Annotated in this window: 13 protein-coding genes; 10 read left to right on the top strand and 3 right to left on the bottom strand. The window is 68.0% G+C overall.

All coding sequences use genetic code 11. The annotated features are described in order from the left end of the window. Positions 1–81 precede the first annotated feature (81 nt). Positions 82–1998 carry a CocE/NonD family hydrolase gene (locus Q5Z10_RS12945; RefSeq protein WP_303635837.1) on the top strand — a complete coding sequence of 639 codons (1917 nt, stop codon included), beginning with the start codon at positions 82–84 and terminating at the stop codon, positions 1996–1998. Positions 1999–2140: 142 nt separating this feature from the next. Here Q5Z10_RS12945 and Q5Z10_RS12940 read toward each other — a convergent pair whose 3' ends face one another. Continuing rightward, positions 2141–3094 carry a helix-turn-helix transcriptional regulator gene (locus Q5Z10_RS12940; RefSeq protein WP_303635836.1) on the bottom strand — a complete coding sequence of 318 codons (954 nt, stop codon included), beginning with the start codon at positions 3092–3094 and terminating at the stop codon, positions 2141–2143. A gap of 311 nt (positions 3095–3405) precedes the next feature. Here Q5Z10_RS12940 and Q5Z10_RS12935 point away from each other — a divergent pair, with 311 nt between their 5' ends. The 7 genes from Q5Z10_RS12935 (at position 3406) to Q5Z10_RS12905 (ending at position 11323) form a co-directional block, all read left to right on the top strand. Further along, a complete protein-coding gene (locus Q5Z10_RS12935; protein WP_303635835.1) occupies positions 3406–4161 on the top strand; it encodes an SDR family NAD(P)-dependent oxidoreductase in 756 nt (251 codons plus the stop codon). Between the two features lie 128 nt (positions 4162–4289). After that, complete coding sequence (locus Q5Z10_RS12930; RefSeq protein ID WP_303635834.1) at positions 4290–4742, top strand: MgtC/SapB family protein; 453 nt, start codon at positions 4290–4292, stop codon at positions 4740–4742. A 224-nt stretch (positions 4743–4966) separates the two neighbouring features. Beyond that, on the top strand, positions 4967–6625 hold the full coding sequence (lldP, locus tag Q5Z10_RS12925; RefSeq protein ID WP_303635833.1) for an L-lactate permease: 1659 nt from the start codon (positions 4967–4969) through the stop codon (positions 6623–6625). A gap of 53 nt (positions 6626–6678) precedes the next feature. Then, entirely contained in the window at positions 6679–7443 is a 765-nt protein-coding gene (gene lldR / locus Q5Z10_RS12920) for a transcriptional regulator LldR (protein WP_303635832.1), read from the top strand. 4 nt (positions 7444–7447) lie between these two features. Beyond that, on the top strand, positions 7448–8587 hold the full coding sequence (gene lldD / locus Q5Z10_RS12915) for an FMN-dependent L-lactate dehydrogenase LldD (RefSeq protein WP_303635831.1): 1140 nt from the start codon (positions 7448–7450) through the stop codon (positions 8585–8587). After that, complete coding sequence (dld, locus tag Q5Z10_RS12910) at positions 8584–10290, top strand: D-lactate dehydrogenase (RefSeq protein ID WP_303635830.1); 1707 nt, start codon at positions 8584–8586, stop codon at positions 10288–10290. Before lldD ends, dld begins: the two co-directional genes overlap by 4 nt. A gap of 148 nt (positions 10291–10438) precedes the next feature. Beyond that, positions 10439–11323 carry a hypothetical protein gene (locus Q5Z10_RS12905; RefSeq protein ID WP_303635829.1) on the top strand — a complete coding sequence of 295 codons (885 nt, stop codon included), beginning with the start codon at positions 10439–10441 and terminating at the stop codon, positions 11321–11323. Positions 11324–11413: 90 nt separating this feature from the next. On the opposite strand, the gene Q5Z10_RS12900 is transcribed toward Q5Z10_RS12905, so the two are convergent. Beyond that, entirely contained in the window at positions 11414–11707 is a 294-nt protein-coding gene (locus tag Q5Z10_RS12900; RefSeq protein ID WP_303635828.1) for an I78 family peptidase inhibitor, read from the bottom strand. Positions 11708–11875: 168 nt separating this feature from the next. Here Q5Z10_RS12900 and Q5Z10_RS12895 point away from each other — a divergent pair, with 168 nt between their 5' ends. Together Q5Z10_RS12895 and Q5Z10_RS12890 are read left to right on the top strand one after the other, a co-directional pair. Then, on the top strand, positions 11876–12538 hold the full coding sequence (locus Q5Z10_RS12895; RefSeq protein WP_303635827.1) for a decarboxylase: 663 nt from the start codon (positions 11876–11878) through the stop codon (positions 12536–12538). A 70-nt stretch (positions 12539–12608) separates the two neighbouring features. Next, on the top strand, positions 12609–13391 hold the full coding sequence (locus Q5Z10_RS12890; RefSeq protein ID WP_303635826.1) for a CDP-diacylglycerol diphosphatase: 783 nt from the start codon (positions 12609–12611) through the stop codon (positions 13389–13391). Here Q5Z10_RS12890 and Q5Z10_RS12885 read toward each other — a convergent pair. Next, on the bottom strand, positions 13388–13906 hold the full coding sequence (locus Q5Z10_RS12885) for a GNAT family N-acetyltransferase (protein WP_303635825.1): 519 nt from the start codon (positions 13904–13906) through the stop codon (positions 13388–13390). The genes Q5Z10_RS12890 and Q5Z10_RS12885 overlap by 4 nt on opposite strands. Between the last annotated feature and the right edge of the window lie 111 nt (positions 13907–14017).

Genomic DNA, 14017 nt, shown 5'->3' with positions numbered 1-14017 from the left:
CCGCAGAATGCAAAGCCGGCACACACTTCGCGGGACGGGGCAGGAGTAGGCTTGGATCTTTCCTGCCGGGAGGTGATGTCCATGCGTGTGCGTGCCGTTGCTGTTGCCGTTGCCGTTGCCCTCAGCCTGTCCAGCACCGTGCTGGCCGCTGATACCCCGCCGATGACCCCGGACATCAGTGGCAAGCCCTTCGTTGCGCCGGATGTCGGCCGCGACTACGACAAGCGCGTGGTGATGGTGCCGATGCGCGATGGCACCAAGCTGTACACGGTGATCGTGGTACCCAAGGGCGCCCGCAACGCCCCCATCCTGCTGACCCGCACCCCCTACGACGCCGCCGGCCGCGCCAGCCGCAGTGATTCGCCGCGCATGCGCGATCTGCTGCCGCAGGGCGACGAAGTGTTCGTTGACGGCGGCTACATCCGCGTGTTCCAGGATATCCGTGGCAAGTACGGCTCCGAGGGCGATTACGTGATGACCCGGCCGCTGCGTGGGCCACTGAACGGCACCAGGGTCGATCATTCCACCGACGCCTGGGACACCATCGACTGGCTGGTGAAGCATGTGCCGGAAAGCAACGGCAAGGTCGGCATGCTCGGCTCATCGTATGAAGGCTTCACCGTAGTGATGGCGCTGACCGACCCACACCCGGCGCTGAAGGTGGCTGCGCCGCAGAGCCCGATGGTCGACGGCTGGATGGGCGATGACTGGTTGAACTACGGCGCGTTCCGCCAGGTCAACTTCAACTACTTCGCGATGCAGACCGAGAAGCGCGGCAAGGGCACGCCGCTGCCCAGTCTCGGCTATGACGACTACAGCACCTTCCTGCGCATCGGTTCAGCCGGCGACTACGCGCGGTTCACCGGCGTGGACCAGCTGACCTGGTGGAAGAAGCTGGTCGAGCACCCCGCATACGACGCCTTCTGGCAGGGCCAGGCGCTGGATGCGGTGATGGCGAAGACGCCGCTGAAGGTGCCGACCATGTGGCTGCAGGGCCTGTGGGACCAGGAGGACATGTGGGGTGCCAACCACGCCTACCAGGCGATGGAAGGGCGCGACAGCGGCAACAACCGCAACTTCCTGGTGATGGGCCCGTGGCGGCACAGCCAGGTGAACTACAGCGGCAGCGAGCTGGGCGCGCTGAAGTTCGATGGCGATACCGCGCTGCAGTTCCGTCGCGATGTGCTCAAGCCGTTCTTCGACCAGTACCTGGTGGACGGTGCGCCGAAGGCGGACACGCCGCCGGTGCTGATCTACAACACCGGTGAAAACCACTGGGACCGCCTGCAGGGCTGGCCGCGCAGCTGCGACAAGGGCTGTGCCGCCAGCAGCAAGCCGCTGTACCTGCGTGCCGGCGGCAAGCTGGCGTTCCAGGCGCCGGCGGCGGGCGAGAGCGACTTCGAGGAGTACGTGTCCGACCCGGCCAAGCCGGTGCCGTTCGTGCCGCGTCCGGTGCGTTTCGGTGACCGTGACATGTGGACCACCTGGCTGGTCAAGGACCAGCGTTTCGTCGATGGCCGCCCGGACGTGCTGACCTTCATCACCGAGCCGCTGACCGCGCCGCTGCGCATCGGTGGCGCGCCGGTGGTGCACCTGCAGGCCTCGACCAGCGGCACCGACAGCGACTGGGTGGTGAAGCTGATCGACGTGTCTCCGGACCAGGAAGCGTCAACGCCGGAGATGGGCGGCTACGAGCTGCCGGTGTCGCTGGCGATCTTCCGCGGCCGCTATCGCGAGAGCTTCAGCGATCCGAAGCCGCTGGCGGCCAACCAGGTGCTGCCGTACCGCTTCGACCTGCCCAACGCCAACCACACCTTCCAGAAGGGCCACCGGGTGATGGTGCAGGTGCAGTCCAGCCTGTTCCCGTTGTACGACCGCAACCCGCAGACCTACGTGCCGAACATCTACCTGGCCAAACCGGGCGACTACCAGAAGGCCACGCAGCGGGTCTGGCACAGCGCGGCGCAGGCCAGCTACATCGATCTGCCGGTGTATTGAGGTGCAAAGGGTGACGCCGGGCGTGGCCCGGCGCCATCTGGGCGCTCGCGCCCTGGCGGATGTGGCGTGCCGGCCGCTGGCCGGCATCCGCGAGGGGCCGCACGCGTGCCGCCCCGGGCCGACATCTGCACAGCAGAAGCCCTCAATCCACCTTCGACGGACCGGTGCGCCAGCGGCTGGGCACCAGCCCGAAGCGTTTGCGGAACGCCGCTGCGAAGTTGCTGGGATGCCGATAGCCGGTTTCCGCCGCCGCCTGCTCCACGCTCCAGCCGGATTCGCGCAGCCCCTGCTCGGCGTGGCGCATGCGCTGCTCATGCAGGTAATCGAACACCGAACAGCCATGCACCAGGGCGAAATGCCGGCGCAGCGCGCTGGGACTCATGCAGGCCAGCTGGGCCAGTTCGATCAGGCTGTGCGGATGTCCCGGGTCGTCCTGCAGGAAGGCACGCACCCGCTCCAGCCGCGCGCGTTGCCCGGCACGCAACGCGCGTGTGCCATGGGCCTGCAGGTCGTCGGCCTGCAGGCCGATCGACAGCAGCTGCAGCGCGATACCCTCGCGCCAGATGACATCCAGATCGTCCTGCCAGGGGCTGTCGAACAGCTGTGCCAGGGTGGGCAGCATCGCGTGCGGCACGGCCCAGTGCCGGCACCCCAGCGGCGAGCCGAGTGCCTTCTGCAGCTGCGGCTGGCGCAGCATGTCCGGGTCCAGACCGGCAGGGACGATCAGGCTGATGCCGCGCAGGCGGGTATTGCCGGGATGGACACCGACCATCGCCACGTGGTCGCGGTGGCTGGTGGTCACCGCAGTGCCGGCACGCAGGCTGAAACCGCTGCGGTTGGGCACCTGCACATCCACCTGGCCCTGCAGCATCACGCGGATGACCAGGCCGGGCCGTTCGTGGGCGGTGGCGGTATAGGCGACGCGGTTGTGCACATCCGATGCGAGCAGGCTCATGCCGCCGCGCAGGGTCTGTTCGTGCAGGTCGCCGTGGCCGACCCACTGGTCCTCGCGCAGGTGGCGCGGATCGGCGCGGTAGTCATAGCCATGGCGCTGGCCAAAGCGGCGGTAATCGGCAAACGTGAAATATCGGGACATCGCTCGGCGCTCAACCATGGGGGATGGGTGCCGGCAGCCAGTGGCCCGCACGTTCCATCGTGCACCTGCAGCGCGGATCGGTCCTGCGCTTTCAGAGGTAGAAATAGATCCCTGTCATTTTCTCCAACGCCAGCCCGAATGCGATAGCCAACGGGTCAATCGATTGGCATTTACGGCCAAGTTGCAGGTCGCGGAGCAGTGCGCGTGCGTACGGCGATCGCGCATGCAGCGTTTCGTCACGAAGAGGGGCGTAATGTCAGTGATGTCGGACGGATCTGTCCGCATCATTTTCCAACAGAAGGAGGCTCCAGATGATTGATTACCAGCTTGGTGGAAAGACGGCGATCGTGACCGGCGGCGTGTCCGGCATCGGTCTGGCCGTCGCCGAGACGCTCGCCGCCTCCGGTGCGCGGATTTCAGTGTGGGACCTGAAGCAGGCCGCGGTCGACGCAACCGTGGCAGCGCTGCGTGATCGCGGTACCGAAGCCATCGGCATCGCGTTGGATGTCACCGACGAGGCCGCGGTGGAAGCCGCAGTGCAGCGCACGGTGAAGGAGCTGGGTGGCGTGCAGATCGCAGTCAACAACGCCGGCATCGGCGGGCCGGCGGCCAGCAGCGGCGACTATCCGATCGATGGCTGGAAGCGCGTGCTCGATGTGAACCTGACCAGCGTGTTCCTGTGCCAGCGTGCGCAGATCCAGGCGATGCGCGGGGGCGGCGGCGGCAGCATCATCAACATGGCCTCGATCCTCGGCCAGGTGGGATATGCCGGATCGACCGCGTATGCGGCTGCCAAGCATGGCGTGGTGGGGCTGACCCAGACCGCTGCCTGGGAGCACGCTGCCGATGGCATCCGCATCAACGCGGTCGGCCCGGGCTTCATCAGTACGCCGCTGCTGGACAGCATGGACGCCAAGGTGCGTGCGACGCTGGAAGCACGGCACGCGCTGAAGCGGTTGGGTACCGCCCAGGAGGTGGCGGCGCTGGTGGCCTGGCTGGCCAGTGATGACGCCACGTTTGCCACGGGTGCGTACTACGCCATCGATGGTGGGTATCTGGCGCAGTGATGCGTTGATTGCCGGCGACGGCGACGCCGGGCATGGCCCGGCGCTTCCCGGTGAACGGGCTGTGGTGCGGCCTTCACCCGCATCCGACGCCCTGCGCGCAACGCTCCGGAAAACAACCGGAGACAGCAATGGAACTCACCCAGGACATGTCGATCCTGCTGCGCGTGGCCACGGCGATGCTGTTTGGCGGCGTGCTCGGCGTCGAACGCGAGATGGGCAAGCATGCCGCCGGTCTGCGTACGCACATGCTGATCGCCGGCGCGGCCGCGCTGATCGTCGGGCTCGGCGATTCGGTGGCCGAGCATTTCCAGCAGGAGCGCTACCGCGATCTGCTGCAGGTCGACCCGGTACGCCTGATCGAAGCGGTGGTGGCCTGTGTCGGCTTCGTGGCTGCCGGCACCATCCTGCGCGGCTCCCGCGAAGACCAGGTCAGCGGCCTGACCACCGCCAGTTCGCTGGTCATGGCCGCCGCCATCGGCATCGCGGTGGGCATCGGCAAGTACGTGATCGCCATCGGTGTCAGCGTGCTGTGCGTGCTGGTGCTGGCGGTGATGCGACGGCTGGAGAAGCGGATTTCGTAAGGGGAGGGCGGTTGCCGGCTGGCGGCCAGGCACGCCCTTGCGCGCCATAATGGTCGGACCAATATGACGTCTAACCCTATGGTCTAATAGGCGCTTCGCCGGAGTGGCGGTTAAATCCGCTCCGCGCAGGCTGATGACTCCTTTTATTGGTCGTACCAATAATGATCGGCCTCGGCGACCCACCGCCTGCGGTGGAGCACATCCCGCCCCAGTCGAGAGCCTTCATGCAGCCCTGGCAACACCTGTACGACCCCGCCGGCAACCTGTGGTTGTCCAGCCTGATCGCGCTGCTGCCGATCGCGTTCTTCTTCATCGCCCTGGCGGTGCTGCGCATGAAGGGCTGGCTCGCCGGCACGATCACCGTGGCCATCGCGCTGGGCGTGGCCCTGCTGTTCTACCGCATGCCACTGGCGCAGGCGTTGGGCGCGGCCGGCTATGGCTTCGTCTACGGCCTGTGGCCGATCGCCTGGATCATCATCGGCGCGGTGTTCCTGTACAAGGTCTCGGTGAAGACCGGGCAGTTCGACATCATCCGCGCCTCGATCCTGTCGATCACCGAGGACCAGCGGCTGCAGATGCTGATGGTCGGCTTCGCCTTCGGTGCGTTCCTGGAGGGCGCGGCCGGTTTCGGTGCGCCGGTGGCGATCACCGCCGCGCTGCTGGTCGGGCTGGGCTTCAAGCCGCTGTATGCGGCCGGCCTGTGCCTGATCGTCAACACCGCGCCGGTCGCGTTCGGCGCAATGGGCATTCCGATCATCGTGGCCGGGCAGGTCACCGGCCTGGATGCGTTCGAGATCGGCCAGATGGCCGGCCGCCAGCTGCCGTTCCTGACCCTCATCGTGCTGTTCTGGATCATGGCGATCATGGATGGCTGGCGCGGCATCAAGGAAACCTGGCCGGCGGTGCTGGTGGCCGGTGGCTCGTTCGCGATCGCGCAGTACCTGACCTCCAACTTCATCGGCCCGGAGCTGCCGGACATCACCGCCTCGCTGGCGTCGCTGGTCTGCCTGACCCTGTTCCTGCGCCGCTGGAAGCCGGTGCGGATCTTCCGCTTCGATACCGAGACCAGCGCCGAGGCGGCCGCACAGGCACTGGAGGCCCCGCGCTACAGCGTCGGCCAGATCGCCAAGGCGTGGTCGCCGTTCCTGATCCTCACCGCGATGGTCACGCTGTGGAGCATCACGCCGTTCAAGTCGCTGTTCGCGGCGGGCGGCCCGCTGCAAGGCTGGGTACTGAAAATTCCGGTGCCCGGGCTGGACCAGATGGTGCAGAAGATGCCGCCGATCGTGCCGGCGCCGTTGAGTTATGAAGCGGTGTACAAGTTCGACTGGTTCTCGGCCACCGGCACCTCGATCATCCTCGCTGCGCTGATCGCCATCATCGCCCTGCGCATGCCGGCCAAGGCCGCCGTGCAGACCTTCGGCGAAACCGTGCGCGAACTGCGCACGCCGATCTACTCGATCGGCATGGTGCTGGCCTTTGCCTTCATCGCCAACTATTCCGGTCTGTCGGCCACGCTGGCGCTCGCACTGGCGCACACCGGCGACGCGTTCCCGTTCTTCTCGCCGTTCCTGGGCTGGCTGGGCGTGTTCCTGACCGGTTCGGATACCTCGTCCAATGCGCTGTTCTCGGCGCTGCAGGCCACCACCGCGCAGCAGATCGGCGTGTCCGACGTGCTGCTGGTGGCGGCCAACACCACCGGCGGTGTCACCGGCAAGATGATCTCACCGCAGTCGATCGCCATTGCCTGCGCCGCGGTCGGCCTGGCCGGCAAGGAATCGGACCTGTTCCGCTTCACGGTCAAGCACAGCCTGATCTTCACCACGATGGTCGGCCTGATCACCCTGGCGCAGGCCTACTGGCTGACCTGGATGATTCCCTGAGCCATGCTGCGCTGGCTGCACCACCGCTGCGTGCTTCAGGCCACAATGGCCCCATGAGCATGCAACGTATTTCCGACAAGGTCGCCGTGCAGCTGCGCGCGCTGGTGCAGGAGCAGCGGCTGCAGCCGGGTGACCGGCTGCCGGCCGAGCGCACGCTGGCGGTGCAGCTGGGGGTTTCGCGCACCGCGCTGCGCGAGGCCATCGCGCAGCTGGCCAGCCAGGGCCTGCTGATTGCACGGGTCGGCGGCGGCACCTATGTCGCCGAACCGGCCGCACGCGCGCGGCAGGCACTGGAGGAGCCGCTGGCCCCGTACCTGCCGCTGTTCCAGGGCGATCCGGAGTACCGCTTCGACGTGCTGGAGATCCGCCATGCGCTGGAAGGCGCCACCGCCTGGCACGCGGCGCTGCGTGCCACCGACGAGGACCGCACGCGCATCGCGCAGGCCTTCCAGACCATGATGGACGCGCACGGCAAGGACGATCCGACCGGTGAGGCCGAGGCCGACGCGGCGTTCCACCTGTCCATCGCCGAAGCCTCGCACAACCTGGTGCTGCTGCAGGTGATGCGCGGCCTGTTCGAGCTGCTGCAGACCAACATCTCGCAGAGCCGCGAAAAGCTCTACACCTCGGCGCGGACCTTCTCGCCGCTGTCCGACCAGCACCGCGAGATGATGGATGCGGTGCTGGCCGGCGACCCCGAACGCGCGCGCGCCGCCGCGCATGCCCACCTCGAGTTCGTGCACACCACGCTGCGCACCCTCGATGACAACGAAGCCCGGCGTGCGCGGGCCTCGCGTCTGCCTTCCCCCCACGGTTGACCCCATGATCATCTCCGCCTCCACCGATTACCGTGCTGCAGCCGAACGCCGGCTGCCGCCGTTCCTGTTCCACTACATCGATGGCGGCGCGTATGCCGAGCACACGCTGAAGCGCAACGTTTCCGACCTGTCCGACATCGCGCTGCGCCAGCGCATCCTGCGCAACATGTCCGACCTGAGCCTGGAAACCGAGCTGTTCGGCGAGACACTGGCGATGCCGGTGGCGCTGGCCCCGGTCGGGCTGACCGGCATGTATGCCCGCCGCGGCGAGGTACAGGCGGCGCGTGCGGCCGACAGCCGTGGCATCCCGTTCACCCTGTCCACCGTATCGGTCTGCCCGATCGAGGAAGTGGCGCCGGCGATCCAGCGGCCGATGTGGTTCCAGCTGTACGTGCTGCGCGACCGTGGCTTCATGCGCAACGCGCTGGAGCGCGCGCAGGCCGCCGGTGTGACCACGCTGGTATTCACCGTGGACATGCCGGTGCCGGGCGCACGCTACCGTGATGCGCATTCCGGCATGAGCGGCCCGAACGCCCCGCTGCGCCGCATCGGCCAGGCCATCACCCATCCGCGCTGGGCGTGGGACGTGGGCCTGTTCGGCCGCCCGCACGATCTGGGCAACATCTCCACCTACCGTGGCAACCCGACCGGGCTGGAGGATTACATCGGCTGGCTGGGCAGCAATTTCGATCCCTCCATTTCGTGGAAGGACCTGGAATGGATCCGCGAATTCTGGAAGGGCCCGATGCTGATCAAGGGCATCCTCGACCCGGAGGACGCACGCGATGCGGTAGCGTTCGGCGCCGATGGCATCGTGGTCTCCAACCACGGCGGTCGCCAGCTCGATGGCGTGCTGTCCACCGCCCGTGCACTGCCGGCCATTGCCGATGCGGTGCAGGGGGACCTGAAGATCCTCGCCGATTCGGGCATCCGTACCGGCCTGGACGTGGTGCGCATGCTCGCGCTGGGTGCCGACACCGTGCTGCTGGGCCGTGCCTTCGTCTACGCGCTGGCCGCGCAGGGCGAGGCCGGCGTGGCCAACCTGCTGGACCTGATCGCCAAGGAAATGCGGGTGGCGATGACGCTGACCGGCGCGCGTCGCATCGCCGATATCGGCCGCGATTCGCTGGTCAGCCTGCCATGAGCACCCACGATGCCGTGCTGGAGCAGCTGCGCGATGCGGTCGGCCGCCGCCACGTACTGACCGGCGACAAGGCCACCCGCCGCTTCCGCCGCGGCTACCGCTTCGGCGATGGTCCGGTGCTGGCCGTGGTGCGCCCGGGCACGCTGCTGGAACTGTGGCGCGTGCTGCAGGCAGCGGTACAGGGCGGGGCAGCGATCATCCTGCAGGCGGCCAACACCGGACTGACCGGCGGTTCCACCCCGGATGGCAACGACTACGGCCGTCCGATCGTGCTGGTCAGCACGCTGCGCCTGACCGGCATCCAGCTGTTGAACGAGGGCCGCCAGGTGCTGTGCCTTCCCGGTGCGACGCTGGACCGCCTGGAGCAGACGCTGGCACCGCTGGGCCGCGAACCGCATTCGGTGATCGGCTCGTCCTGCATCGGTGCCTCGGTGCTCGGCGGCATCTGCAACAACTCCGGCGGCGCGCTGGTGCGCCGTGGCCCGGCCTACACCGAGCTGGCGCTGTACGCGCAGGTCGACGCGCAGGGCCGGTTGCAGCTGGTCAACCATCTGGGCATCGCGCTGGGCGATACGCCCGAGCAGATCCTGCAGCGCCTGCAGGCCGGTGACTACACGGCCGCCGACGTGGGCGATGGCGATGGCCGCGCTGCGTCCGATCCACGCTACGCCGACGAAGTGCGCCGGATCGATGCCGATACCCCGGCGCGCTTCAATGCCGATCCCAGCCGCCACTTCGAGGCCGCCGGGTCGGCCGGCAAGCTGGCAGTGTTCGCAGTGCGCCTGGACACCTTCCAGAAGGAGGCCGCCGAGGTCTTCTATATCGGCAGCAACCGCACCGACAGCCTCACCGCGATCCGGCGCCAGCTGCTGACCGGTTTCGAGCGCCTGCCGATCGCGGGCGAATACATTCACCGCGATGCCTATGACATCGGCGAACGCTACGGCAAGGACAGCTTCCTGCTGATCGACCGCCTCGGCACCGCCCGCGTGCCGGCCGCATTCGCATTGAAGAGCCGCGTCGATGGCTGGTTCGAACGGCTGGGCCTGCGTGGGGTGACCGACCGGGTGATGCAGGTGCTGACCGCCCTGCTGCCGTCGCACCTGCCGCCGCGCATGGGCGAGTTCCGCCAGCGCTATGAGCATCATCTGCTGCTGAAGGTGTCCGCGCAGGACGCAGCAGAGACCGAGGCCTGGCTGCGCGGCTTCTTCGCCGCGCACGAGGGCGCCTATTTCCATTGCACGGCGGAGGAAGGGCGCAAGGCCTTCCTGCATCGCTTCGCGGTGGCCGGTGCCGCAGTGCGCTACCGCGAGGTGCATCGCGACCAGGTGCAGGACATCGTGGCCCTGGACATCGCGCTGCGCCGGGATGACGCTGACTGGTTCGAGCAGCTGCCCGCCGATATCGACAACCGTCTGCTGCACAAGCTGTACTACGGCCACTTCCTCTGTCATGTGTTCCACCAGGACTACATCGCACGCAAGGGTGAAGACCCGATGGCGATCGAGCATGCGATGTGGGCATTGCTGGACCAGCGCGGTGCGGAGTACCCGGCCGAGCACAACGTCGGCCACCTGTACCCGGCCAAGCCGGCGCTGGCCGGGTTCTACAGGCAGCTGGACCCTAGCAACACCTTCAACCCCGGTATCGGTCAGACCTCGAAGGCGAAAGGGTGGGGTGGCTGCGACTGTAGTGGGCATTGACGGGCACAACGTGGCTTTGCTGTAGAGCCGCGCCTGTGCCCGGCAGACAGCAGTCGAGCATGGCTCGACTCTACAAAGGCGAAGTCGGGCATGGCTCGACTCTGCCCGGCAACGGTTACCATCGGAAGCCCAACCGCAGGAGCCATCGATGCCCACCGCTGCCGCCCGTGCCACCCTGTGCGTTGTCTTGTTGGCTGTCCCGGCGCTGGCCTTGGCCCAGGCCTCGATCCTGCCGCAGCAGCGCGATGCCGCCGGCAACGTGATGGAGCCGCTGGGGCAGCTGCTTGTCGCCGATGAGACGGGGCCGATGGGGCTGTATGACTGCACCCGGGACGGCAACTGGTGCGTGCGCGTGCAGCCGGTCGCCGAGGAGGGTGACCGGCCGACTGTGCTGGAAGTGCTTGAGAAGGTGCCGGGGCAGGGCAGGCCGCACAGCTACCACGTCAGCATCGACGTGCCGCAGGAGAGCGATCTGAAGCTGTGGCCGTGGATCGTGCGCCTGGCCCCTGGCGTGGGCAGCGATGAAACGGTGACCGACCCGCAGCAGCGGGCCCGCCAGAATGTCCTGGTGGGAGGCATCGTCTCGTTCAGCAGCATGTACTCCGGCGGCGGTGCCGATGCGTCCACGTTGCAGCTGGCACGCGTGCGCCACCTGCAGGACGACATCCAGGTGGACGACGACGTGCTGACCGTGCCGTGGCTGGGCAGTGCGATGATCCGCGCCTGTTTCAGCGAGCAGGACATCAAGCAGCGCGCCGGTGCCTGCCACGACCAATACGGCTTCTCGGCGAAGCTGGCGCTGGATACGGTGGCCGAGGGCATGCCGGTGCTGCGCTACCAGACCGTGGCGACACGGTTTCCGGCCGGTGTCTCGCGCTTCGAGGATTCGCTGGCCAAAGGGCCGCTGAAGAAGAAGGACCTGCGCACCGAGCAGGACCCGGCGTGCACCTACACGCGGCGGTTCCGCTTCGCGAAGGGAATGTTCCATCCGGATCAGGCGCTGCCCGATTGTGCGGGGTATACCGAACCCTGAAATGTAGCGTCGAGCCATGCTCGACGGGTCTTCGGATGGCGCGCGCGAACCAGTCGAGCAGGGCTCGACGCTACAACAGCCCGCCGGCGCTTACTCGCAGCGGGTGGCGGTGATGACGTTGTCCTTGTCCACGAACACGCGCAGGCGGTCCGGGCGGATGTCCTTGGTGGTGATGGTGTTGGGGCCGATCGGGTTGACCAGGCCGGCACCGCTTTCGCGCGACAGGCGGCGGATGTTGGCTTCGTTGGCGGGCTGGCCGATCGCCCAGCCGAGCTGGCTGGCGTCGCAGGTTCCGCTGCCCTTGACCTCCGGGCCGGGCGTGCTGACGCAGGCCGACAGCAACAGGGCCGAGACGGGCAGCAACAGGGTCAGGCGGATGGTCATGCGGGCGCTCCTGCGCAGGGGAATGGCGGCACGATAGCACTGACCACGCCGGATCCGGCAGCGTTGTGGTCATTGCCGGGACGGCGGCGGCACTGCATAGTGGCCGGCGTTGCCGGCACCGTGCCGGCGGGCACGCCGGGCCCTTCCGGTGCAGGTGTTGGTTCCGGTATGACGGCAGGCAGGCTCCACGGTGGACACATTCCGAAGCGCGCGTTGGCAGTGGTGTGGCTGTTCGGCATGATCGTGCCGGCGCTTGCCGCCGACCCTGCTGCGGACGCCGCCAGCGACACGCCGGTGTTCGGCGCCTGGCGCAACCTGCAGACCGAAGCCGGTTACCAGCCGGCACAGCGGGATCTGGCCTTCGCCATGCTGCCGCAGGCCGCCACCCGCGGCGATCGCTTCGTGATCCTCGATCGGGAGGGCAAGCGCGCGGTGTGCTGCCTGCAGGTGGCCAGCGAATCGCTGGGCGTGGCGGTGCTGCGCGAGCAGTACCATCTGCCGCAGGCCGGGGTGACCGACCTGAGCAACGGCCGCAGCCCGGCACGTCCGTACCTGCCGCACGTATATGCCATGCAGCGGGTGGACGAACTGGCCGACTATGTCTTCGCCGACGTAGCCGGTGCCTACAGCGATCTGGGCGGGCTGCTGTTGCCGGAGGCTGCGGCGCTGGATGCCGAGGGGGCCGGGGTACGCCTGGGCGAGGCGCACTATCGCCTGCAGTTCCATCGCCAGCCGCTGGCCGACGATGACGGCGCGCTGGACCGCTACACCCTGCAACCGGCAGCGCCGGCGCCCCCGGTGGTGGTTGAAGTGCCTTTCGGCACCTACTGATCGCCCTGCCGGACTGGATAGAATGTGCGCGCGGCGCTGCCTGTCGCGCCTGATTCCGCGAGCTGTCACCGTGTCCCTGCGCTTTCCGCTGTTGTTGTCCCTGTGGGTGCTGGCCGGTTGTGCCACGGCCCCGCCCGCACCGGCTCCGGCGCACTCCGACGCGCTGTGGCGCCTGATCCAGCGTGACTGCCGCGGTGATCCGGCCCCGCACGGGGCGTGCCTGCAGGTGGAGACCGCTGCGGACCGGCGCGACGTGCTGGTCAAGGATGCGCACGGGGACTACCAGTTCCTGCTGATGCCGCTGGACAAGGTCAGCGGCATCGAAAGCCCCACGTTGTACCGCAGTGGCGCACCCAACTATTTCGCGGCGGCCTGGCAGGCGCGCAGCCGCACCGAGCGGGCGCTGCGGCAGCCGCTGCCGCGCAGCGTGGCCAGCCTGGCCCTGAACTCACCACACGGCCGTTCGCAGCACCAGCTGCACATCCATGTGGATTGCCTGCGCGCGGACGTCATGCAGGCACTGGATGCCCATGCCGCCGCGCTGGGCACGGCATGGGCTCCGCTGCCGGTGCTGCTGCGCGGCCATCGCTACCAGGCACGGCTGCTGCCCGGGGCGGAGCTGCGCGCCAATCCCTTGAACCTGCTGGCCTACGACCTCAGCGGGGTGGACCGCGTGGGTGATTGGAGCCTGCTGGTGGCCGGACGCGAGGACGTGCACGGCGGCCCGGGTTTCATCCTGCTGGCCACGCAGCTGGACCCGGCAACCGGCAACGACGCCAGCGCCGAGGAACTGCAGGACCACGCCTGTGCGGTGCTGACCGGCGCCGACGCCACGCTGGAGCGCGTGCGCTAGCTTGCCGGGGGCCGCTGCTGCCAGCGTGGCGCGGTCAGCGCATACAGCTGGCGGTCCTGCCAGCCGTCGGCACCCAGGTACTGGTCGCGCAGCAGGCCCTCACGCTCGAAGCAGAGGCCCTGCAATGCGGCGACCAGTTGGGCGTCCGCGTCCGGCGCCAGCAGCACGAACAGCCGGCGGATGCCCACCTGTTCGAACAGGAACGCACACAGCGCCTGCAGCGAGCGGTGCAGCTGCCGCTGCTGCGGGCAGCCGTCGGCACGCAGCCAGCGCAGTTCGACGCTGCGGGTGTGCGCGCAGCGCAGGTGCAGGTTCATCTGGTCCAGCAGTTCACCCTCGGCGTCGAAGGCGCCCAGCAGCAGCTGGTCGTTGTCGTGCTGAAGCTGTGAGCGCTGTACGCCACAGAGGAAACGGGCTTCGGCATCGTGATGGGGGGGAACGCTGCAGGCATGTTCGATGCCGCGGTAGTGGCGGCGCCAGCTGGGCAGATCCGAGCGCTGCAGTGCGCGCAGCACCACAGGTCCATGCTGCAGATGCAGGAGGTGGCGGCGCAGAACCGGCCGCATCGGAGGTAGGAACGCAGGAGAGTACTGATTCATGGTGGGGGACGATGGCGCACCCCGCCG

This window comes from Stenotrophomonas sp. 704A1, assembly GCF_030549525.1.
In the GTDB taxonomy this organism is placed as follows: domain Bacteria; phylum Pseudomonadota; class Gammaproteobacteria; order Xanthomonadales; family Xanthomonadaceae; genus Stenotrophomonas; species Stenotrophomonas tuberculopleuritidis.
The sequence above is the reverse complement of the archived record's forward strand: the minus strand, read 5'-3'. Positions and strand labels throughout refer to the sequence as shown.

Bases quoted from the DNA above. Each gene is read 5' to 3' on its own strand.
- Q5Z10_RS12945 (WP_303635837.1), top strand. From the start codon at position 82: ATGCGTGTGCGTGCCGTTGCTGTTGCCGTTGCCGTTGCCCTCAGCCTG.
- Q5Z10_RS12940 (WP_303635836.1), bottom strand. From the start codon at position 3,094: ATGTCCCGATATTTCACGTTTGCCGATTACCGCCGCTTTGGCCAGCGC.
- Q5Z10_RS12935 (WP_303635835.1), top strand. From the start codon at position 3,406: ATGATTGATTACCAGCTTGGTGGAAAGACGGCGATCGTGACCGGCGGC.
- Q5Z10_RS12930 (WP_303635834.1), top strand. From the start codon at position 4,290: ATGGAACTCACCCAGGACATGTCGATCCTGCTGCGCGTGGCCACGGCG.
- lldP (WP_303635833.1), top strand. From the start codon at position 4,967: ATGCAGCCCTGGCAACACCTGTACGACCCCGCCGGCAACCTGTGGTTG.
- lldR (WP_303635832.1), top strand. From the start codon at position 6,679: ATGAGCATGCAACGTATTTCCGACAAGGTCGCCGTGCAGCTGCGCGCG.
- lldD (WP_303635831.1), top strand. From the start codon at position 7,448: ATGATCATCTCCGCCTCCACCGATTACCGTGCTGCAGCCGAACGCCGG.
- dld (WP_303635830.1), top strand. From the start codon at position 8,584: ATGAGCACCCACGATGCCGTGCTGGAGCAGCTGCGCGATGCGGTCGGC.
- Q5Z10_RS12905 (WP_303635829.1), top strand. From the start codon at position 10,439: ATGCCCACCGCTGCCGCCCGTGCCACCCTGTGCGTTGTCTTGTTGGCT.
- Q5Z10_RS12900 (WP_303635828.1), bottom strand. From the start codon at position 11,707: ATGACCATCCGCCTGACCCTGTTGCTGCCCGTCTCGGCCCTGTTGCTG.
- Q5Z10_RS12895 (WP_303635827.1), top strand. From the start codon at position 11,876: ATGACGGCAGGCAGGCTCCACGGTGGACACATTCCGAAGCGCGCGTTG.